Source organism: Mycobacterium sp. NGS54, from assembly GCF_059812465.1.
Window position 1 is genome coordinate 657,014 of record NZ_JCALCS010000005.1, and the last position, 21,856, is coordinate 678,869.

At 63.0% G+C, this 21,856-nt stretch carries 18 protein-coding genes and 1 pseudogene; 7 read left to right on the forward strand and 12 right to left on the reverse strand.

Annotated elements, in window-relative coordinates:
- Positions 1 to 40 precede the first annotated feature (40 nt).
- The 7 genes and pseudogenes from AC5Y5E_RS19065 to AC5Y5E_RS19095 form a co-directional block, all read right to left on the reverse strand.
- The gene (locus AC5Y5E_RS19065; protein ID WP_499904246.1) at positions 41 to 1,102 is read right to left on the reverse strand and encodes a DNA cytosine methyltransferase; all 1,062 of its coding nucleotides are present in this window, start codon (positions 1,100 to 1,102) and stop codon (positions 41 to 43) included.
- Between the two features lie 61 nt (positions 1,103 to 1,163).
- On the reverse strand, positions 1,164 to 1,931 hold the full coding sequence (locus AC5Y5E_RS19070) for a type II restriction endonuclease (protein WP_499904247.1): 768 nt from the start codon (positions 1,929 to 1,931) through the stop codon (positions 1,164 to 1,166).
- Positions 1,932 to 1,990: 59 nt separating this feature from the next.
- Complete coding sequence (locus AC5Y5E_RS19075; RefSeq protein WP_499904248.1) at positions 1,991 to 2,419, reverse strand: very short patch repair endonuclease; 429 nt, start codon at positions 2,417 to 2,419, stop codon at positions 1,991 to 1,993.
- A 100-nt stretch (positions 2,420 to 2,519) separates the two neighbouring features.
- A complete protein-coding gene (locus tag AC5Y5E_RS19080) occupies positions 2,520 to 7,847 on the reverse strand; it encodes a DEAD/DEAH box helicase (protein ID WP_499904249.1) in 5,328 nt (1,775 codons plus the stop codon).
- Positions 7,848 to 7,855: 8 nt separating this feature from the next.
- Positions 7,856 to 10,882, reverse strand: a complete 3,027-nt coding sequence (locus AC5Y5E_RS19085) for a hypothetical protein (RefSeq protein ID WP_499904250.1) — start codon at positions 10,880 to 10,882, stop codon at positions 7,856 to 7,858.
- A 266-nt stretch (positions 10,883 to 11,148) separates the two neighbouring features.
- The gene (locus tag AC5Y5E_RS19090; RefSeq protein ID WP_499904251.1) at positions 11,149 to 11,538 is read right to left on the reverse strand and encodes a hypothetical protein; all 390 of its coding nucleotides are present in this window, start codon (positions 11,536 to 11,538) and stop codon (positions 11,149 to 11,151) included.
- Between the two features lie 856 nt (positions 11,539 to 12,394).
- Positions 12,395 to 13,026: pseudogene (locus tag AC5Y5E_RS19095) on the reverse strand (FIST C-terminal domain-containing protein); the annotation flags it as partial.
- A 126-nt stretch (positions 13,027 to 13,152) separates the two neighbouring features.
- Between AC5Y5E_RS19095 and AC5Y5E_RS19100 the strand changes: the two are divergent.
- Together AC5Y5E_RS19100 and AC5Y5E_RS19105 are read left to right on the forward strand one after the other, a co-directional pair.
- Positions 13,153 to 13,386, forward strand: coding sequence for a hypothetical protein (locus tag AC5Y5E_RS19100; RefSeq protein ID WP_499904252.1), 234 nt, complete (start codon positions 13,153 to 13,155; stop codon positions 13,384 to 13,386).
- 41 nt (positions 13,387 to 13,427) lie between these two features.
- A complete protein-coding gene (locus tag AC5Y5E_RS19105; RefSeq protein WP_499904253.1) occupies positions 13,428 to 14,387 on the forward strand; it encodes an SMP-30/gluconolactonase/LRE family protein in 960 nt (319 codons plus the stop codon).
- On the opposite strand, the gene AC5Y5E_RS19110 is transcribed toward AC5Y5E_RS19105, so the two are convergent.
- From AC5Y5E_RS19110 to AC5Y5E_RS19125, 4 genes are read right to left on the reverse strand one after another with little or no spacing between them, the layout of a single operon-like run.
- On the reverse strand, positions 14,384 to 15,229 hold the full coding sequence (locus AC5Y5E_RS19110; RefSeq protein WP_499904254.1) for an SDR family NAD(P)-dependent oxidoreductase: 846 nt from the start codon (positions 15,227 to 15,229) through the stop codon (positions 14,384 to 14,386). The genes AC5Y5E_RS19105 and AC5Y5E_RS19110 overlap by 4 nt on opposite strands.
- A gap of 25 nt (positions 15,230 to 15,254) precedes the next feature.
- Entirely contained in the window at positions 15,255 to 15,662 is a 408-nt protein-coding gene (locus AC5Y5E_RS19115; protein WP_499904255.1) for a type II toxin-antitoxin system VapC family toxin, read from the reverse strand.
- The gene (locus AC5Y5E_RS19120) at positions 15,662 to 15,934 is read right to left on the reverse strand and encodes a type II toxin-antitoxin system Phd/YefM family antitoxin (RefSeq protein ID WP_499904256.1); all 273 of its coding nucleotides are present in this window, start codon (positions 15,932 to 15,934) and stop codon (positions 15,662 to 15,664) included. Before AC5Y5E_RS19120 ends, AC5Y5E_RS19115 begins: the two co-directional genes overlap by 1 nt.
- Positions 15,935 to 15,969: 35 nt before the next feature.
- Positions 15,970 to 17,262, reverse strand: a complete 1,293-nt coding sequence (locus AC5Y5E_RS19125; protein ID WP_499904257.1) for a hypothetical protein — start codon at positions 17,260 to 17,262, stop codon at positions 15,970 to 15,972.
- Positions 17,263 to 17,480: 218 nt separating this feature from the next.
- Here AC5Y5E_RS19125 and AC5Y5E_RS19130 point away from each other — a divergent pair, with 218 nt between their 5' ends.
- From AC5Y5E_RS19130 to AC5Y5E_RS19150, 5 genes are all read left to right on the forward strand, one after another.
- A complete protein-coding gene (locus AC5Y5E_RS19130) occupies positions 17,481 to 18,428 on the forward strand; it encodes a 2-oxo acid dehydrogenase subunit E2 (RefSeq protein WP_499904258.1) in 948 nt (315 codons plus the stop codon).
- Positions 18,429 to 18,508: 80 nt separating this feature from the next.
- Positions 18,509 to 19,318 carry a DUF3060 domain-containing protein gene (locus AC5Y5E_RS19135; protein ID WP_499904259.1) on the forward strand — a complete coding sequence of 270 codons (810 nt, stop codon included), beginning with the start codon at positions 18,509 to 18,511 and terminating at the stop codon, positions 19,316 to 19,318.
- Between the two features lie 265 nt (positions 19,319 to 19,583).
- Positions 19,584 to 20,036: a DUF5994 family protein gene (locus AC5Y5E_RS19140; RefSeq protein ID WP_499904282.1), complete on the forward strand. Its 453-nt coding sequence runs from the start codon at positions 19,584 to 19,586 to the stop codon at positions 20,034 to 20,036.
- Between the two features lie 49 nt (positions 20,037 to 20,085).
- Positions 20,086 to 20,718 (forward strand): TetR/AcrR family transcriptional regulator, encoded by a 633-nt coding sequence (locus AC5Y5E_RS19145; RefSeq protein WP_499904260.1) that lies wholly within the window; start codon positions 20,086 to 20,088, stop codon positions 20,716 to 20,718.
- A complete protein-coding gene (locus AC5Y5E_RS19150; RefSeq protein ID WP_499904261.1) occupies positions 20,715 to 21,371 on the forward strand; it encodes an enoyl-CoA hydratase-related protein in 657 nt (218 codons plus the stop codon). The genes AC5Y5E_RS19145 and AC5Y5E_RS19150 overlap by 4 nt, the downstream gene beginning before the upstream one ends.
- 3 nt (positions 21,372 to 21,374) lie before the next feature.
- Here the strand turns inward: AC5Y5E_RS19150 and AC5Y5E_RS19155 are convergent, their stop codons facing one another.
- Positions 21,375 to 21,743 (reverse strand): ClpX C4-type zinc finger protein, encoded by a 369-nt coding sequence (locus tag AC5Y5E_RS19155; protein ID WP_499904262.1) that lies wholly within the window; start codon positions 21,741 to 21,743, stop codon positions 21,375 to 21,377.
- Positions 21,744 to 21,856 lie beyond the last annotated feature (113 nt).

The following is a 21,856-nucleotide window of genomic DNA, read 5'->3' on the forward strand; positions in this document are numbered from 1 at the left end:
CTGGGCTCTATGTGTTCGTTGTCGCGCTTCCCCTTCGGTACTACAGCACCTTTTTGACCTCTTCGCAGACACGACGGGCGAGCAGCGGAGGTACCGAATTACCGAGTTGCGCTTGCTTACTTGCACGACTACCCACGAACTCAAATTCGTCAGGGAAGGTGAAAAGACGCTTGATTTCGGCGACACGGAGGCGGCGATTCTCCCAGTGAAAGGGGCCGACGTTCGGGCCGGGTTGAGCTTGAATGGTCGGCGAGGGCTTATCGGGGTCTAACTTCAGAAGGAACGACCAGTACCGACTTCGCCACTTGAACAACGGATTTGGGTGCCCTCTCTCGGCCGTGTAGTGGAGATAGTTGCTCCCCGGCGGAATCTCGGCGAGAAGCGGTGCGTATTGTCCTCGCAATTTCTCCTGGGGCTCCGCATCGGTGACTAGCCCTTCGAGAGCTGCTCCTGCTGTAACGAACGGCTTGGACTCGTTGCCGGTCTGGCGTCGCTCCCAATTGCCGCCGTGCGATGCGGCGGGTAGTTGGGGTGTCGGCCCACCTCTCGGTGCTCCCACAATGAATAAGCGCGGACGGGCCTGGGGCACACCATAGTTGGCAGCATGGAGCACGCCAATTGTGAACGAGTACCCGGCCTCATCGATCTCTCGGAGGAGTCGCACTAGCGCTGGGCGGCTCGCCTTGTTGTTATAGGTAAGTGCGTAAACGTTTTCCAATACAAATGTCCGCGGCTGAGCCTCGCGCAGCACGCGTGTGTACGCCTGGAGTAACGAGGCGTCTGGGTCCAGTCCGGACCGCTTCCACTCCAGCCAGAAGCCACTCTTGCTGAAGGGGGTGCAGGGTGGTCCGCCAAGGAGCAGGTCTGGAGTTTCGCCTTTGCGTAGTCCAGCGGCTGCCAGAATCTCGTCGGTCGTCGTGTCGAGGATGTCTTTCTGAATGACTGGCGAGGCTAGCTTCGGGAAGTTCTTCTCCATCGTCAGCGCCGCGTCGCGGTTGTGCTCTACCGCCGCTTTAACATCGAAACCCGCCGCTTCCGCACCGAGATCCAGTCCGCCCGCTCCCGAGAATAACGAGATCGCTACACCCTTGGTGCCCGCCATACGCGTAGCATCGCACGGCGCACCCACAAAAACTGTCCAACTACACGGGTTATCCACAGGCCTATTTTTCGAGCTGCCTCGCGAGCAGCAACTCAACTGCCCTGGCGGTCTTGAACGGGAACCTCCGCCAGTAGGCATAAAACTCTCTCTCCGTGGCGAACTCGCCCTTACCGGCTCGAAGGTCATCAACCTTGTCCACCGCACCGATGTACTCACGGGTCGTCGAGGATCGCTTCGTGCTCGCGATCTTCCAAGGTTGCTGAACAATCAATTCAAGGTCGTCGACCCTTCCCGGTTTGGTCTCGTTCAAGGTGTAGATCCCCAGCACGTCGAGATGCGTCGCGTAGTCGGCGAACGGGCGCATCACGCCCGGAAACAAAACCTTCGGATGGCGAAAGTAAGTGTTGCCTGTGTACAGAGTGATTCTGCTCTGCGTCCGATTGACTGCCTGTCCGGCGGCGTTTACGGCCCGACGAGCAATCTTGACGTCGACGGCGTGAAAGCCGCCGCCGAACCGAGGGCCACCCAATTCGAGGTCTGGGTAGCCTCGCTCCGTGCCGCGTGTAGCGGTGGCGCCGTCCAGCTGCTCAACGCGGTCCATGAGAAAGCTGACGATTCCGACCTCCAAGACATTCGCGAGCGCGGCGGGTTCCTTAGGCAGGGGGAGAATGTGACCACCGGCGTTCAGCTGAGCTTCCAGATCGCCCTCGTTCCGCGCAGTGAGCGGCCAGTCGTGTTCGCCTCGGCTGCGGAACACTCCCCCCAGGCCCCAGCCGTACTCCGTGCACTGTTGGCGAAGCCACTTCTCGACCGATACGACCTTGGCCACGGTGGCAGCTTGCCAGAGTGTTGGAGCAACATACGGGCGGCCACGCCGAAAAGTTGTGACTATGAGTCCTTGGTGCGAAGGCGGACGTGGTGCTCGATCCGGTCAGCGGCGGCCTCCGGATCGTCGTGTTCCCATACACGGATAACCGTCCATCCGGCTTCTAGCAGCATCATGTCTACTTCAGAGTCGCGACGCACATTGCGATTGACTTTCGCGACCCAGTACTCCACGTTGGTCGAAGGCTGCCGGTAATGGGCCGGGCACCGATGCCAGAAGCAACCGTCGATGAACACAGCGAGCTTCGCTCGCGTAAACACCAAATCGGCGGTCCGACGGACGCTGGGGACTGGGGGCGCCGCGACCCGGTATCGCAAGCCGCGTCGATGCAGGATCGACCGCAACAACCGCTCTGGCCTCGTGTCTCGGCTGCGGTTTCCCTGCATCACCTTGCGGACCGACGGGGTGGTGGTGCTCGATCCGGCTTTCATGCGTCTATTTAACCCACGGATGGCCTGGCGTCCGGCCCCAGGTATCCATGAGGTACCGGCTCACTGGCCGAAGCGGCCATAGGCTCGGTTGGCGTTGCTGCTAGGCGAGCTTAGAGAAAATACGGAACGGTGTTCGGTCGAGCACGAACAGGTCTGACACTCCGACCCTCCCGACACCTCGCCTCCGAAGCTCGCCTACAGCTGATTCAACGCCCGACGTCCAATGCAGCGCATCGTGCCGCCACAACGGATGCCCCAGCACGACAGCGGACCTTGGCCCCTCGTTGTTCACTATCACGGGCACACCATCAATAATTTCGTGAGATAGGTTGCCGAAATTTTCGAACGATTGCTCGAAACCTCGGAGAAGCTTGGTCGTTCGCTTTTGCCATAGGCCGAAATCAAGTGGTCCGCCGAGGGCGAGGTCAACGACGTCCAGTCCAAGGCGCCAGTCAAGAGCCCAGTGGTGAAACCGATTTTCGTAATTGCGAAGACACCCCGGACACGAGGACGTACAGGCACTTCCGTGCGGTTCCGACCTAAGTTTGGTACCGGTGTCGTCGCGGATCGCAATCAGCAAATTCTCGAGATTTCCTGGCTGACCCAGTTCCAACGCATAGCCCGCTCCGTTGTCGAGTGCGTCGGCGATGAATACGCGGGCGGTCACGGTCTCGCCGTGGCGAATTGGCTGAAGGCCAACCTCGAGTTCAGATTGATCAATGTCGAGGTGAGCTTTTGCGGCGTTTCGAAGCAATGACGCAAACGAGAGGAGAGCGCCGTATCCGGCGGGGCAGTCGCCCGGCTGAGTCGCAATGCAACGGTCGGCGAGCGAAAGCCCGTCGAGCCCGATGAGTAGGACATCGGTCCTCCTCACCTCGCCGATGGCGGCCTTGGGAAGGTTGGTTCCCTTCCTCATGAAGTCAGGAAGGGCACGCCGGTAGAGTTCGCGGTCTGTAACGACGACTGAGTCGTCATCGAGTTTCGCCATCGAGAATAAGTTGCGGTTGTTGTCATTGACCGCGACAACTTCGGCCTGCTCGAGCAGAGAGACAGACATCGCTCGTACCCCGGTGATTTCGGCGTGCCCGGTCGAGGCCGAGAGTTCTGTGTACCCGCGGAACATCGGTGTCATGTGGGAGTCGTCGTAATCAGGCTGACTATAGATCGTGCGATAGCCCTCGGGCTGATACAGCGTGTACCGGTTCATCGGGCTTGCGCAAACAATGCATTCGTCGCCGCTCGGTAGGGTCTCCAAACTCCCGCATTCATGACACCGCTGCACCACCAGATCTCCTGCCAACGGATTCTTCGGAAAGGCCCGATCCCCTCGGAAGGTGTACGCGGCGAATCCCACACATAGGTGCTCCGAGCCATCTTTCACAACGACCGCACCCGGTGCGAAGGTCGTGATCGATGTTCCCAGGTCTCGGTCCGCGACGGTGGCTCTGTCCATATCGCCCGTGCGTCGCACTCGGCCGGAGTACAGCGAACGAACCCGAGTAGGGAACCCAAACATTGGAAGGACTCCTGCGTTGGCCAACAATTCGCTGAGTTCCGCGTGCCCAAAGTAGGGATTTTTGACCGCGTCGTCGATCTCTATTACCAATGCAGATCGAGCCCATTTCTCGAGTTCGGTTGCGTCGACATCTGTTTCGACCGTAAATCGGCGACAAACATGGGAGACTTCATCGTTCTTGGCCAGCCAGGTCGCAACCTCCAGTCGTCGATCCTCCCATTCGGCCGACGGCCCGAAGGTTCCGTGGATGCTTTCGCCGGTCCGTTTAGGCGGCGCAGATGAATCGCGGAATGCGCGACGGAGAAGCTCGGCTGCGATGACGCGCCGAACAATTCGCTCGCGCGAAAGGTCCACGAACGGGGGTGGCGGGTCTGCGGCGGTCATCAACTCGGGTGACTGAAAGTAGAAGTCGTCATGTGCTCGATCACGACAGACGGTTACCGCGAACGAGAACGGCTGACCAGAGCGTCCGGCTCGACCCACCCGCTGCTGATAGTTGAACCGTTGCGGTGGCATGTTCGCCATCGCGACGGCGCGAAGTGATCCGATGTCAACGCCGACTTCCATGGTGGTAGTGACCGACAGAATATCGAGAGGATCGGTCAATGAATTCTCTTGTGGCGCGGGCAGAGTCGCTCCGCGAAACAGACGTTGACGGTCGCGCTGTTCGGCGAGGCTCGTCTGACCGGTCAACTCCGCCACACGCATTCGTCGAAGGGGATGCGTGGCTAGCCAGCCATAGTAATCTTGGTCACCCGGACCAATTGGTCCTTCCCGCAGCGTTCCACCGGCACATTCAGTATTGGTGCAGACCCCTGCCGAGGGGTGAAGATGAATTGTCGAGCAGTTGTCACACTTCCACCGTGTGGTGCCGGCTGGGACTATGACGATGGCTGACTCCGGGCTACTGGTTCTGATCGTCCAGGTCTCGTTCGCGATGCCCGCGCCGCGCAAGAAGTCGATGATCTGCGTGGCCAGCTCTGCGCTACTCACTGCATGCCGCGAACTCACGCGCTCAAGGAAAATCTTCACTGCCTTGGGAACATTCGTACCGAACGCGAGGTACCCTCCGTCGAAGCGTTTCGCCTCGCCGAGCAGCCGCAGCACGCTCGACAGCACCTCCAGCGTTGTTTCCGGCGTGAGGCCCCAATCCTTCGGCAAGTCGGCTCTTGGCCGTACAAAACCAATCTGTGTTGATTCGAGGCCACGAGCCGCGCGATCGAACACTGCCTCGGCAACTTTCGTACTGGTGGCTGCGCGGCGTTCCCGCCTGATCTCGCCAACGATTTCCGGTGCAAGCGGAGTCCAGAGGCCTGGCTTGGGAGCTTCGTAGGCCTTGTACCACGGAGAGTCGCCCACGCTGTCGGCGACACTCGGTCCTGGCCCAGCAGGATTGATTCCCTGCGCTACCAACAGGCGCTCCACCCGCGTCGTCAGCGACCCCCAGGATAGAAACCGACCCTCGGTTGTTGCCTCCTGGATGATGCGCAGATCATCTTGGTCAGCAATGCCGGCAATTTCGAGCCGGATGGCGGAAAAGAGAGCGGGTCTGGCGGCACGAACGGCAGTCGCCTGCTCAATCTGGTCATCACCAACTTGGCCTTGGGCCAGCCGCCTCAATAGCGCCACGGGGTCCGATCGCTCGGCGAGCACCTGTCTGACCACCTGTCGGATCTGGTCACGGAAGTTGTTCAGTGCGATGCCAGCGGCGATCCGGGCGGCATCGTCACGGCTATCAGTGAACACAATCGTTCTGGACGCATCCGCCGACTCTCCAAGACTCCTGAAAAGCTGTGAGACTGACATTTGCGTGAGTTGCGCACGACCTGACGTGTGGGCTCGAATCGGCGACCTGACATTGCCGCTGAAGAATATTTCGGGTTCTCTGTTCGTCTGGCTTCCGAGGCAGCGCGGACAAGTCTCTGGCAGTGCTGGGATCGAGACCTTCGCCTCTCCCACGTCACTATGGCGGAGCACTACTGCGGTTGGCGCGCCGGATGCTGGCATGAGTGCACCCAGGTAAGGGTCGAAGGTTGCCCCAACGAAACTGAACTCGACCTTCTTGCCCTTCGCGGAGTCTCGATCATCGCCACCAGGCAGCTGATGAGAGGCCGTTTCGTCAGGAACTTGTGTGCCAAGCCATAGCCACCGGTACTCGTCGTATGTCCTTCGAAAGACGAAGTCGCCTGACGTATCGCCCGCCTTCACGGGAGTGGTAGACAGGATCACCGTCCCGTCTTCCTCCTGCGACACGATGTACCCCCCGAGGCTGACGTCGCCACATTCGTAGCAATAGAGGAGCTCAAGAACCCGTGCGCCACATGCGCAAGTCGAACGAGGAGTGTCATATAACTTCCCGACGCGCCGCCCCTCTTTTGGATCGAGTTCAGTGCACATCGTGTTCGAACAGGCCCATAGACCCCGCATGCCGCGCAGCATGATGTGTGCGCGAAATGGGATGGTCGGCGTCGATGAAGCTGCGAGTCCACGCATCATGGCACGCAACGCTTCTGGTCCATCGGGGTTGGCTGGGAAAATCCGCTGAGCGATAGTTAGCACATCGGTAGCCCGCGGCTTATCGTCGTTCGGCTCAACGCAACCGGCTGCCAGGGTTTCTGCCCACCGCCCCGAATCTGCCGCGGCGGCAAGGCCTTCTTCCTCAACCGCCAAGACGTCCTTCGCCATGGGGTACGAAGGAGTCGGCAACACCCTTGGCTGGCCGGGCTCGATTACGAACGTCTCACGAGCCACACCGAAAAACCGCTCCAAATACCCGAGGCCGGACGAGTCGCTTGGCAGTGACGCACTGGTCGCAATGATGCGCAACTGTGGGGAGCCGGGTTCCAGTCCGATGCGTGAACTCAGATTGCGAATCACCATGCCGACCTCAGCGCCTGAACTCCCTCGGTAGAGGTGAAGCTCATCTACAACAAGGGTGAAGACGTTCTCCATCGACTCCGACAACCAACGTCGTGTGGCGTCGAACATCGGCTCCTCAAGATCGCGCATCAACATCGCGTTGAGCATCGAGTAGTTGGTCACCAAGATGTCGGGCGGAGTAGCGACCATGTCCCACCGCGTGATCAGTTCACCGGCGAAAGGGTCCTGAAATTGGCCGAGCAGGTCGTCGTCTCCAATCGCCCTAACCCTGCTGATCTGACTGACGAGTCCGCGCATGTATTGAGCGACAGATCTGACTGGTTCGGAACCCGAGCGACCTTGCGGGATCTCGCCCGATCCAGGCGTCGCGCCTGTATACCTGCCGAACCACACGTCGACCGGCGTTGCCTGCGTCCGCAATGCGCGAACCGACCGTCGAAGTCGGGCGACCTGGTCTTCCACCAAAGCGTTCGTCGGATACAGCACCATCGCGCGCATTGCTGCGATGTGCGAGCCCGTTGGTCGGCACGATTTCCAAAGCTGTGTTTGATTGCCGATCGACCACCAGTCGTGAACTGGCGTGAGTTGCGAGACCGACTTTTCGTGGGCAATTCGAACCAGGAGCGGAATCAGGAACGACTCGGTCTTGCCGGAACCCGTACCAGAGGTGATCACCGGGTTCCGGGAGACCTGTTCACTGAAGTGAATACGCAGAGCTTCGGCCTGATGTTTGCGCAGCCGTACGCGGTCGAGATCGGCTGGAGCGACGCCGAAGACCGCCGAGGCCACCTTGTTGAGGGATTTGGAGTCCATCCCTGCCGCGACGGCCGCGTCGGTGATGGAGCCGATACCCTCATAGGGAAGAACCGGCTCGAGCATCATCGGCGCGAAAAGGTTGCCCTGACCGAGTAACAGGAGTTCCCGCCTTTCTCGGACCAGATCATCGTCACGCAACGCGTATGCGGTGTCGACATACCGGAGGAACGCGTCGCGAAGGTCGGCCTCGATGTCGAATGGTGTTGGGAATGACACGCTTACCTTCAGTTCATCAATCGGTCCGCAATTACGTTGGCAACCGGACGGGGCACGTCGGGGTACTGCACTAAACGAGGCTTGGGCAGTTCCCGCGGAGCCCTACCGGAACATAGCGATAAGGCGCGTCCGTAGAGTCCGGGCAGGTCGGCTCCGAGCGGAACGACTACCGATCCTGACTTGGAGTGGTAGCCGATCAGAGGGTCGCGCGCCCAGCGATTGGCAATATGCTTTGCGAGTTGTGCGGACGCGATGGCTACTGTCCCGGATTCGAGGTCGGTGCGAGACCTGACAACGTAGGTCGAGTTCAAGTCGCGAAGTCGGTACGCCCCGGTTGACGCGATCGACGTGCCACGGATCCACGTCGCGGAGGCGGTATGCCAGATCTCAAGGCTCCTAAACGAGGGCACGCCGACGCGCGTCAGGCTCATCTCCACCTGTTCGAGCGAGGGTAACTTGGTGGCAATGGTGAGAGCGGGCGAGTGGTCGAGGAGCGTAATTCCCAGCTGAGCGAGTTCATCCCGCATCTGGTCCAGCGTGGTGAAATCTGACTCGACAATGAGCCGCAGCATCCCCGCGTCAGTTGACCCTCGTAGGCTTCCCTTGTCGTCCAATAATTCTCGTAGTCGTTGCACGAGGTGTTGAGAGCGCGCGCCGATCAGAACCCAGGAGCTGTCTGAGACCGGCACGAGAGTTGCCGTGTTGATGGCCCACTCGACCGGCTGTAGGAGGTTATTCCGTCGCACGTCGAGGTGACCGATGACCTCCTGTCGACGCAGAAGCGTGTCGGCGAAGAGGCCCGAGCCTTCGATCTGGCCGGCGACCCTTTCAAACACACCGTAGGAACCATGACCGATGTGGCTCAGCGCATCGAAAGCAATGTGCTGGTCTGTCTCACCGTGTTCGACCACGGGTGGGATCTCGGTTTGTCGGATGGTGATCGCGGGACCGCGCTTCTTCCTTTTCTTTCCTGCGGCCGCAGGCGTCGCCGCGAATCGCCTAACCAGTCCGCACGTCGTGCATTCGCCGTCGATGGTGCGGGATGTCGGCCGACTGCCATCTGCGGTCGGCAGTTGGAAGCGATGCAGACCGGTCGTCATGCACGAATCTCCCGGTGGGGCAGTACCAAGGGAAACCTGCTTGAGCGTTGTCGCGACCACACGGTTCGGCCGTGGCGAATACTCGGCGATTTGGCTCGTTGAGGCTTCCTCCGCACAGGGCCTGGAGACCTGCGCTCCGTTGATGTAATCGTCGCAAACAGGAGGTCCTGCGGTCAGCGGCCACATAGGATTGGCGGCACGCGCGTAAACGAGTTCTAGATCGGTATCGTTGACCTTGAAGAGCGGCGAATTTCCCGACCGCAGGCGCAATATCGTTGTAGAGGTTGGGTTATTGCCAGCGCTGGCATACATTGCGACGGTGTATTCGCCGTCGTCGAGTCCATATTCCTCAAGCCTCACGATGGCTAGGCCGCCATCCGTTTTGACTTCCAAGCACTCATCCTCCGCGACATACATTGATCCCCTGAAAACACGGACGGTGACCGAATTCGCACCTGCTGCGAGAGCAACGATTTCAGGCGGATCTAGGGTGGACCACTTCCGGAGTCGGCCGGGGAGCACAAATCCACCCCTCAGTGTCAGACTCGTTAATGCGCGCGGGACGAGTGGTAGTAGATCGACATGGGACGCTTGATCCGGCGCGGCAACGAGTTGCACTTGGCGGAAAAGCAGCCATCCGTCCGGTAGTCCCGGAATCGAAGTTAGCAGTTCCCAACCGGGACGCGCGAACGCCTCGAGGTGCTTTTCGACTCGGAACTTCGCGTCGGCTTTCGCCAACACAACGTTGTCCTCGCCGACTGCAACCCGCTCGACCTCGACAAAGCAACCCTGGAGTTGGTCCCACCGCAAAGGCGCAACGCGCCGCGGCAGCCGCTCGATCTTGCCACTTCCGTCGGCCAGTGACCCTTTCAAAAAGTTGGTGATGAGCGCTCCCGCGTCGAGCAGAGCTACGTTGGCTAACTTTATTGCACCGGTGGGACCTGCGGTGGTAGGGACCTGTACAAGCCCGTCTTCCCCTTCGATGCAGGCGTACGGTGCGTCCGTCGACTGAGTCGAAATCGCAAGGTTGAACTCCACTTGCATCCTCGGAAAGGTGCGCAGATAAGCGAGAACTCGCGTCGAGACAGCTGAGCCAGCTGTGCTGATCCGCTGGCTGTCATCGCCTGTCCACGCCTCAAGTTCTAGGCAGGCTGCCTGCGAGATCCGCTCCCGAGCGTCAGAGTTCGCCCACAGTCGACGCAGATTGCTGCTTAGGGGGCTAGGCAATTTGGTGGCATAAACGTCGAGCACCGGTTCCATGTCGGGTACTTCCATTTGGAATCCCGGGGGGAGACCCTCCGCCACAAACACCTCATGGAGACCTTCGCGATCGTGCTTTCGTACAACAGCTTGCGACATCGGCAAACCGATGTAGCGCATTCCGCCAAGCGCGTACGCCGTCGGGACGCCCCGCTCACCTTCCCAAGCTTCGAGCCAGTTGTTAAGTGACCGCCAGATAGTCTCAGCGACTTTCCTGTAGTCCGCTATAAGGCGATTTCGACAGTTTTCGGGCACATCAAGCAGCGGGAAAAGTCGGCCATAGTAGTTGTTGGAGCCCATATCGCTCTCCGCATGCATACTCTCGGCGGCCCACGTCAGAACAACTAGCAACGGCAATGAGGGCGGCGTTTCGATTAGATTCCTCGAGTGCCGGTGAGCCTCCCGCGTGTGCCACGAGAACGGCGCTATACCCTCACGACCGAGGTAGAGCGAGCGCCGCACGATATCAAGATAAGCTGCTCGCCGATCGTCGTCGGCGACGCCTGCACGCTCTATGATCCGAGCAACTGCGTCTGGTTCCGCAAAGGCGTAGACCGGCTGACCGGCTCTGTCCTCGCCGAAGAGTTCATCGGCGGTCGCCTCACGCAGCCGCGTGTAGGTCGTATCAATCGCTTCGGCCTCGCAAATCCGCGACTCGGTTCGCCCAGTGGTCACTTTCTCGACAATAGCGATGGACCCCGACATTCCGCCTCGATTCACCGATCCGGGCTGGATGGTTTGCCGGCTTGTTTCTTTCGGTTACTAGTCGGACTTGTGTTCGGCCGGTTTGTGTGTCCGTCGGGCGGAGACGTTGAGAATCTCGTCGCGGAGCATTTCGTTGATGCGGGCGTGTAGTTCTGTCGCGCTGCGGTCGTCGTCCACTGCATTGATGTGTTGCGCAGCACTCATTTTCGGTCGTCGCGCGCCGCGAAACTGCGGCCCTAACGTTCGGTCCACACATCGCGTGCCTGTATCGCTCCTGTCCAAGTTGTCATCACTACGGTGCCATCGGGAAAGATCGCGTCAAGGCGCCGAGTTGATGACTGGTCGGTGAGAATCTCTTGGAGGCGATGGGCGTAGCCACTCATGTCGGGACGCCCGACGTATTCGCGCGTCAGATCAGCAATTGGGCGTAGCAAGCCGATGGTTAGACCAAAGGGGCCAAATCCGGCGGCTTCGATATCATGCGGGCCTGCGACGTCATCTGTGCTCTCGCCAAAGTCAATGGAACGAACAAACGGCAGATAGTAGGCGAAAAGATACCGATCGAGGTCGACCTCGTCGTAGCGTACGCCTTCTGCTGAGTCCTTTGACGGGTCGTAGGCGTCCACGCGTATACCCCTAGCCGGTTCTCGAAAGTACGCTACACAGCCTAGCGCGAGCCATGGACTCTGCCCTCCTACCGAAGTGACCGAACGCTTCTGCTCCTCCATCTTCGTGCGCAGTTCCGCTTCCGGAGTCCGCGACCGGCCCTTGGCTTCGGCCACGACCCATCCGTTGGCTGTAGGTCCTATCAGATCAGCGCGCCGCCGCGTTGTCGTGTTAAAGACCACTTGATGCTGGTCTGCGTAACGATCGACATGCATGAGGTAAGTAGCCCCGAGTTCGATACGGCAAAAGATCGCCGTTAGCGCCATACCGAGTGCGTACGACACGCCAACACGTTCCGACCTGTCGAGTATTTGGACTAAATCGGATCGGACGAGTTCGCCGTAGGGTCGTCTCCGAACATAAGCGGGGATCAGCGTCGCTCGGTGGAGGAATTCCCAGACCGATAATTCGGCGTAGCGCGCCTGATCGCCTGGTGCTCGACCGGTGGCGAAAAGCGCGTGGGCAAGATCGGCTTCAGTAAACCGCAGAGTCCCGTTCCAATTGATCAATCCGGGCGGGAAGCGTCGCGCGGAGTAAGGAACTACGAAGTCGGGTGGCGTGGGTTGCACTTGTCTCCCTAATGGCTCTTGCAGCGAAATTCAGCGAACCGTTTACCTGAGCCTATTCTGATGCGGCTATCACATTCGAGGCCAAGCCTGCACTGAAGCTAGCCAACAAGGGCGTCAATACGCGGAAGACCACAAACACCGGTTCCGAGTCCTCGTACGAGCAAGGGTTCGCGACGTGGATCGCCAGCGGCGACTGGTGTCACAGACCTGACGCGCATGGCAGTGGGCCCAGCGCCGAAGTGGCGGCTCATCTCGTGCCATCGACGAACAGCGCTATCGACGTGGTAAATGCGTGCACGCGTTGCAGTGCGATGGAGCTGATCTCCCCGGCGGCGGACAAGCCCGCGAGCGAAATCCGCTAAGTATTCCTCGATTGCCGATGCATCGTGATCGGCGACCCGAATATCCGCCGCACACGCCAGTTGCAGGTGAACAACAGCGCGCCACCGAACGCCCGGGCAGCTCTGCTGTCGCCCGCTGCACGGCCAGGCGCACGTCCTTGTCGGCGCCCGCTGCGTCACGGACCTGGACCTGCACGGCCGCGCCGACCTCGACGACACCGCCGATCTCGATCGCCGCGGTTGATTGGGTCGGCGCCAAGCGGCCCGCGGATCAAGAGGGCGCCCTTTCCCGGTGCCACTAGCTGCTCGGCGACACGATCCCGATCTGCAGGTCGCGGCCGACCAGTCCTTGCTCGTCGCGCGGCAGCCCCTCGCCGATCTGACGCAGGCGCTGCAGCGGCGGCCGGCCGCCCAGTTCGGCGATCGTCGCGGTGTTGCGCCGGTAAGGAAGTGGGCCGCCGATTGGCCGGCAGCCTTGCGACACGTTCGGGCAACCGCGCACATCGGGTAAGCGCACGCCCACGAGAGCGAATGCCAGCCACACCAACACCGCGGGCTTGTCAGGTTCCTTGAACCGTCGCCAACCGATCGGCTTGGCTGAGCTGGATGCAGTTCCGAACAGCTCGCCGATATTCTCGTTGGACCAACGATCGCGGGAGGCTCGATGGCTTTAATCAGCGAATTTCAGCAGATTGGCTCTGATACGAACGGCGTGCACAAGCCAGTCTTGTGTGGCTGGCGGAGGTTCAATGTCGACGGCCAGACTTTCCTTCAACTCGACACATATGGTTCTGACGAACGGCAAATACCCAACAAAGTTTCGCAGTCGATTCAGCTCGATCGGGACGGTGCGGCAACTTTGTTAAACCTGATCCGAGACACGTTCGGCGGCCTTTAAGAATCGGCTTGAAGTACCGCCACACGTTCAGAGGGGCATCGATGACCGGAACGGACGAGCCCGCCATTGCGTCGACCGGTTTGCACGCCGTCGGACGCGGCGTGGAACGCCCGGAACACGTTGTGGTGGCTGGTGATGGCCGAGTATTCGCCTCCGATAAGGCCTCGGCCGTCGCAGAACTCGTTGACGAGAACACCGTCCGGCGTATAGGCAAGGCGGGCGGCGAGCCGAACGGGATCGCGCTCGACCGCAACGGCCATTTCTTAATTGCCAACTGGGGCGTAGGCGTGCTGCAGGACCTCGACCCGGTGACCGGCGCGATCACTGCGGTTCTAACCGGACAACTCGACGGACGTTCGCTGCGATGGCTGAACTTCGTTCTGATGGATTCCGTTGGAGAGCTGTGGTGTTCGGTGAGCACGATGGCAGACGATCTTCTGGATACCATCGCGCGCGGCGCCGCCGATGGGTTCATCTTTCGCGTCGCACCGGATCGCCAATCGGCACGGGTGGTTGCCGACGCCGTAAACTTCCCGAACTGCATGGCGCTGGACCGCAATGAGGACTACCTGTATGTGGTCCGCACGGTGACCGCCGACGTGGTGCGGTTTCCAATCCGGGGCGAAACACTCGGGCCGCCAGAACGATTCGGCCGGCCGCTGGGGGACCGGCGCCCCGACGAGTACGGCCCCGACCAAGGCCGGTTCCTGGCCGACCCGCAGGTGGCCCGCCGGTGGGGGATGGCCGACGGATGCGCTTTCGATGCGGAGGGAAACCTTTGGGTGACACTCGTTCTCGCCAACAGGATCGTGGCGATCAGCCCGGACGAGCAGGTGACAACCGTGATCGAAGACCCCGGCGGCGCGCTGTTGAGCGCGCCAACCAGCATCGCCTGGGGCGGGCAGGACATGCGCGACATCTACATCGGCTCAATCACGACGCCGTACGTGCTCAAGGGGAGAAGCTCGGTGCCCGGCCTGCCGCTGGTCCACCAGCGCTAGACCGACGGCCCGGGCCTCATGAAGTCGGGCAGCGCCTGGTCCGGGTCCGACGGGATCATCGATTCCGGCAGCCCCCACAGCTGGCGAATGGTGGCACCGCCGTCGACGACGAGCGTCTGACCGGTGATGCGGGCGGCCAGCTCGGAGGACAGGAACAACGCGGCGTTGGCGATGTCATGTGCGCGGGGCGCGGCCAGCGGGTTAATTCCGTTGACGGCGTACTCGTTTGGCGGCTGGTCCTCGTTGCCGGTGCCGACGTTGCCCGGCGCGACCGCGTTGGCGCGAATGCCGTAGCGCCCCAGCTCGTCGGCGAAGGTCTTGACGAGCGAGATGACGCCGGCCTTGGCGGCGCCGTACGCCGCATGGTAGGCGGCCGCCGCGATGCCGTCGACCGAGGCGACCGCGACCAACGATCCACCGGTGCGCTGGGCGACCATGTATCTCCCGACGGCCTGGAAAAGGTAGAACACCTGGGTCAGGTTGTAGTGGATCGCCGCGTCCCACAACTGGGTGCTGGTTTCCTCGACCTTCGACCAGGTGGCGCCGCCGATGATGTCGACGCACACGTCGACCCCGCCCAGCGCCGCGACCGCGTCGTCGATCGCCCGACCGACCTGCACGGGGTCGGTCATGTCGGCGACGATTGGGACGGCCTTGCCTCCCCGGCCGGCGATCTCGTCGGCGACGCGATGCGCGCGCTGCTCGTCGATGTCGATACAGGCGACCGAGGCGCCCGCCTCGGCGAGGGCTAGCGACGTGAACCAGCCATGGCCCGCGCGCTCGGGGATGTAGCCGGCACCCGACACCACGGCGCGCTTACCCGATAGTCCGATATCGATCACGGCCGACCTCCAATCCGATGAATCCTTACGGCTCTCGGCGGCCCGGAGCAACGGTCGGCAGGCCGGCTGCCGCGGCGGCCGTAAAGAGGCGTTCGTCGTAGGTGACGAACGCCGTCAGCTGGGTGCCGAATACTCCGTCCCCAGTCGCGAGATGGATCGCGTCGAGTGACCGTAACGAGGTGTCTGGATACGCCGCCGCGGCCGCCCGAACCACCTCGTCGATTTCGTAGCGCGCCACTCGAGCCACGATCGCGGGAACTTCGGCGAGCAGCGAGGGCTCTACCCGGCGGAGGGCGCGAGGGAGTTCCACTTCGATCAGCGTCGACGACACCCACGGCGCCGGTGTTTGTGCGTCGAGCCAGTCGGCGAGGGCATCGCTTTCGGGTTCACGCCGGATCAGTTTCATCAGGGCCGACGTGTCGAGATAAAGCATCAATAGCGCTCGTTGTCGCGCAGCTCGCGGAGCAGTTGGCCGGCCTCGTGATCGGTCTTCACCGGTCCGGAGGGACGCGGCGCCGGTCCGCTCAGAGTGGCGGGACGAAGCCTTCCCGCGCTGATCATTTCGGCGAGGGGATTTTCCTGGGCCGGGACCAGGCGGGCCACGACGGCTCCGCGCTCAGTGATGTCGATTTGCTCGCCGCGTTTGACCCGTGCAAGCACCCCAGCGGTGTTCTGGTTCAGCTCGCGCACCGGCACCTCAGACATGCCAGCCATGGTACTACGTATTTGTACTACAGCAATTACGTCCCGGAGTGCTCGAGCCCGGCGCTGTCCGGCTGAAGCTCAAAGTCCTTGCCGTCGCCGATATCTGGCCGTCCATTGCTGCCATTGCCCCGGAACGGCCCCGCCACCTGTGCGCCCACCCACACGATTCCGCGGCCCACGACCCCGAGCACATGGCCCGTCGTCGTCGCGGCGGCGCCGATGGTGGCGAACGCAGCGTCGAACACGCTCGGAATGTGGAAGTCCTCCCAGGTCTCGACCTGGTGGTGGCGGGCCTCGGCGAAACGGTCGAGCTCGTCGCGCAGGGCGCCGCGCTGCCTGGCCAGCTCCCGCACCGCCCAGAATCGGAAGCCATCGAGAACCGATGGCTTTCCGAACCGGTCGAGCGCTTCCTTCGCGCTCCCATAGATGTCGACGTCCTCGCGGAAATGATGGTCGACGAGCTCGCGGGCTTCGTCGATCGCGCGCAGCAGCTGCTCGGGTTGCGTCGACTCGATCCGTGCGAGGTTCAGGCGCTGCCACTTGTGCAGCGCCTCCTCCGCGATGACCAGCAGGCTCAACGTGTCGCCAAGCCGGTTGTCGTTGACCGCATTTCGCAGCTTCTGTGCCCGGTGCTGCACGCCCGACGCGTCATCCAGAGCTGCCAGGACGCGCCGGACATGGTTGCGCAGCTGCTCGACGGTGACGTTGAGCGCCGGCCCCAGCCCGGCCACCGATTCCCAGTACGCATCGGGCAGCGACCCGTACTTTTCCAGCGACTCGACCATCCGCGACAGCGTCAGGTTGTTGCCCAGCACGTCGCCGGCGCGCTGCGCCCGGGCAACCTCGAGCACCGATTCGACCTTGTCCTCCACGCGCCGCACGGCGTCTTCCACCTGGGCAACCGCGGACGTCAGCGCGACCTGCACCGCGATCATCTGCGCCGACAGCACCGCTTCGGGCCCAAACCCGGCCGGTCGCCACTGCAGGGGAGCGAGGAAGGCATCGGCGCCCGTCGTCAACCGAAAGATGCCGTCGCTCAGGGGAACCAGATTGCCGTCCTTCAACGCTTCGAGGCCGTCGCGATGCAGCTGGACGTACTTGCCCGACTCGGCCAGCAGGGACGCCAGCCCGGCGAGCCCGTTGGCGAGCGAGGCGCCGTCGATGCCGGCGACCCGCATGGCCTGCCCGGCGGTCTCCCGCAGCCGCGCCAGATAGGAGTCGACGGCCGCGGGGTCCCCGCCCAGCAGCAGGGCCTCGTCCTGCAACGAGACCACGACCTCGTCGGTAGCGGTCGTCGCCGACACGTCGGACATCTCGGATGTGCTCACGGCATCCCCTATTAATCCGTCGGCTTGCGGGCGAGCAGGCCGAGAGTGAGCAGGTGGTCTGGTGAGTGCGGACGTTACACCCATGTTTCAGGGCGAACCTTCCGCTTCGCCGCCTGTTGGGCAGGAATTCACCCGGGACGAGGGGACCTTGTGCTCTGGGCTGCATCCCCGCCCCGGGCGGAGACTCGGGTACCTGCTTTGAAGAGGAAGTTCCGAACATGTGGACCACTCCAGCCGTCATTCCGTTCTCCGTCTGGCGAAAGATCGCCATGGCCACCTGGCGGCCGCGGAAAGACCCGGTGATCTGGGCGACGATGGATGTCGAAGCGGCGCGGCTGCTCCAATATTTGCGCCAGGTCCGCCAGGCAACGGGCCAGCACGTCACACCCATGGACCTCGTGGGCAGGGCCGCCGGCAAGGTCATCGAGGCGCTGCCCGGGCTGAACGGCCGGGTCGTGTTCGGCGGCTTCCTGCCGTCCCCGACCGTCGACTGCTTCTTCGTGGTGTCGCTGCGGACGGACCTCGTAACCGGAGCCGAAGCCGCCGGCACCGATCTGTCCGGCACCGTGGTGCGTCGCATCAACGAGAAACCGCCCTGGGAGATCGCCAAGGAACTCGCCGATCACGTCGGGCGCATCCGCCACGACGAAGATCCCCAGTTCAAGCAGAGCAAGGCGTTGGTCAAGGGGCTGCCGCCGTTGCTCCTTCGCCCGGTGATGGACGCGATGGGCTTCGTCACCGAGAGCTTGCAATTACCCATTCCCTTCCTTGGGCTGGAGGCTCGCCCCTACGGTTCGATACTCGTCAGCAATGTGGGCACCTACGGCCTCGACACGGCCGCCGCCCCGTGGCCCACGTTCTGCCACGTGCCCCTGGGGATCATGATCGGCGCGGTGAAGGACAAGGTGTTGGCGCTGGGCGGCCAACCCGTCGTGCGTCCGGTGCTGCCGCTGTCGATCGGCCTGGATCACCGGTTCGTCGACGGCTACCAGGCGGCGACGATGGCCGGCATCTTCCGCGCGTACCTCGCCGATCCCGCCGCCTTCGACCCGGTGCCCAGGAGCATCCCGCCACGTAAGCGAAAGGCTGCCCCGGCGCGGTCCAACGGCGAGAGGCCGGCGGCCGCGGGCGCAGGAACGCGGGCCAAGGCGCAGCGCCACGCCTAAGGGGAGGCGAGCAAATCGCCCCAAATCGCCGGCAAATTGAGGACTGTCAGCCCAGCTGCGGATGTGGAACCATTTGGCAAATGAAGGACGACGATCCCGAAAAGCGGATCCGCGAGCTCGAGCGAGAGCTTGCCGACGTCAGCCGGCCCCCGCAAAGCCCGCCCCCGTACACGGGCGGCGAGACGTACACCGAGAACCCCCCGCCGTACACGGGCGGCGCTACCTATACCGGCGGTGCGACCTACACCAGCGGCCCGACCTACACCGGCGGCGCGCAGTACCCCTGGGGCGCCCCGCAGCCGCGGCGCAAGTCCTACCCCTGGTACCTCGTCCTCGTCTTCCTGGCGGTCGTGGTGCCGATCATCATCAGCCTCGTGATGATGTTCGCCAGGTCGTCCATAGGCAGTTCGATCTCGCGAGGCGCCGGGCGGACGACGTCAAGCGGCCCCACCGCGGTGCCGCAGGGCGGCGAGCTGCGAGTGAGCGACAACTCCCAGGCCAGAACGATCGCCTGCAACAACGGCAAGCTCACTTTGGCCGCGTACGACAGCAAGTACGTGATCACCGGCCACTGCGCCAGCCTCCTCGTGGGCGGCTACGACAACAACGTCACCGTCGAGGACGCCGACGCCATCGAATCGACCGGATACAGCAACGTCGTAATGGTCAAAGGCTGCGACAACGGCAACCTGAAGATCTCGAGCTACGGCAACGAATTCAACGTCACCGGCCACTGTGCCGGCCTCGCGATCTCCAGCTACAACAACAAGGTCAGCGTCGACAGCGTCGACGCCATCACTGTCTCGGGTTACGGCAACAACATCACCTACCACACGGGCACGCCGAAGGTCACAAATTCGGGCTACGACAACAACATTCAGCGGGGCTGAATCGGCGACGGGTGGGGAACCGGTGTCACCATCGTTCCCAAGTCCCAGCATCAGCCGCGGCCGGGAGCGGGCCGCCGATCCCCGAAACCACACCCACGCTAGGTCGCGGTGAACCGCTGGCGTACCGTTGAGAACGAGCTTTTCGTTGTCAGCGCTGCCCATCCGCGGATGGCATCCACAGGCAATGCGATTCCTCCGTCGCCCCAGCACCCCGGGGCGGTCGATGCCGACCGTGAAGGAACTGCCCGTGGACACCGCAGTATCGATGCCTCACCTCCGGGGCCGGCACGGAACCAACCCGATCCGGGTGTGCGTGGCGCGCGAATTGGGCCACGACATCGACGGTGCGTGGTGGCCCCGCGTGGACCGCATCGCCAACGAACTGCCCTCGCTGGTTACCGTCCTGACCCCGCTGCTCGGGGAGATCAAATCCATCAACGTCAACTGGTCGCCGCTGCAGCGACCGCCGGACCTGAACTGGCCGGGATGGGAGCAGAAGCGCCAGCACGTGATGACCTTCAACGGCTGGGAAGCGTGCGCCAATCTGCTGATCGTTCCCTACGCCACCAACACCGCGCTCGCCCTGATGGTGCTGCGCCTGGCCGCCGACCTACCGATCGACACCGCGGACCGCAACAAACGCGCGTTCGTGAACGCCGGTTCGATTCTGTGCGCCGCACAGCGGCAATGCGACGTGGCGGCGCCGACCCAGGCCTGACCGACACGCCCGATATGTAACAGAGCAACCGCTCTGTTATGCTCCCGAGGTGCCCCGCCCACGCGTCCACGACCAGGATCAGATCCTTGATGCCGTGGAGTTGTTGGCGGCGCGGTCCGGGCCCGCCGCCGTCACGATCCGCGCGATCAGCGACGCGACCGGCGTGTCCAACGGCGCGCTCTACCACTCGTTCGGCTCGCGTGCGGGCCTGGTGGGCCGCGCCTGGCTGCGCGCCGGGCACCGATTCCTCAGCGCGCAAGGCGAATTGATCGACGCCGTCCTCGACGGCGACGCGGCCGCCGCGGTGGTGGCCGCGGCCGAGGCGCCCGCGGTATTCGCCGAACAGCATCCGCACTCCTCGCAGCTGGTGCTGACGGTGCGCCGCGACGAGCTTCTCGGCCCCGACACCCCGACCGAGCTGGCCGCCCAGTTGCGCGACCTGGACCGGCTGCTGGTGGAGGCGATGATCCGCCTGGCCCGCGCCCTGTGGGACCGCAAGGACGCCGCGGCCGTCGACGTCATCACCATGTGCATCGTCGACCTGCCGACGGCAATCCTCTTGGAACGCAAACGAATCCACGATCCAGACGCCCGAGAACGACTGCGCGCCGCGGTGCGCGCCGCGCTGGCCGTTGGGCCGCCGCCGTTGCGGCGCAGAAGCACGGAAAGGAACACGAAATGACACCAGCGGTGATTTGGGACGACAAGATCGCCGTCGTCGACCTCGGCGAGGACGAAAACCGGTTCTCGCCGGAGTTTCTCGACGCCATCAACGCGCACCTGGACGAGATCGAAAACGCCGGCGCGCAGGGGCTGGTCACCACCGGGCGCGGCAAGTTCTACACCAACGGGCTGGACCTGGACTGGCTCGGCGCCCACGGCGACCAGACGCAGTCCTACGTCGGGCGGGTGCAGGCGCTGCTGGCCCGCGTGCTGACCTTCCCGACGCCGACCGCCGCCGCGATCACCGGTCACGCGTTCGGCGCCGGCGCCATGCTCGCGATGGCCCACGACGTGCGCGTGATGCGCGCCGACCGCGGCTACTTCTGCTTCCCGGAGGTCGACATCCGCATCCCGTTCACCGACGGCATGGCCGCGCTGATCCAGGCCAAGCTCACCCCGCGGGCCGCGATCGCGTCGATGACCACCGGGCGACGCTTCGGCGGGACCGAGGCCGTCGACTTCGGCATCGTCGACGCCACCGCGGGGGTGGGCGAGGTGACGGCCGCCGCCGTCGACCTGTTGCGTCCGTTGTCTGGCAAGGACCCCGGCACGCTCGGCGCGATCAAGCAGACCATGTTCCGCACCGCGGCGCAGGCGTTGACCAACGTCTGAAACCTATTCGCCGGAGAACCGCTCCCACGCGGACTGGCGCGTAATGCCCAGCGTCTGACCGATTTTCGCCCAGGTGGTCCCGCGCCGGCGCAGCTCACGCACCCAGGCGCGCAGGTCGGCCTCGACCTGCTGGGCCACCACCGCCATGCGGGGGATGTGGTCGAGCATCTGCTGGTCGCTCCACGACTCCCAGATCGGCATGCGTAGCTCGTTGGGCTTGTCGCGGTACTCGTCGATGATGGCCTGCGACAGGTCGATGCATTCGTTGCAGATCTGCACGCCCGGCCCGGCGACCAGCTTGTCGACCTCGGCGTTGGACTTGCCGCAGAACGAACACCAGATCTGTGCGGTCTGCTTGGTGGTAGGGCTCATGAGGACTCCCCGGGTTTGTCAGGCTGTCCCTGACACGGTACGGCGTCAGGCTCACCCTGACAAGGGTCTCTCGGAGGTTTTGGCGAGCAGACGCAGAATCGCACGCAGGAGGG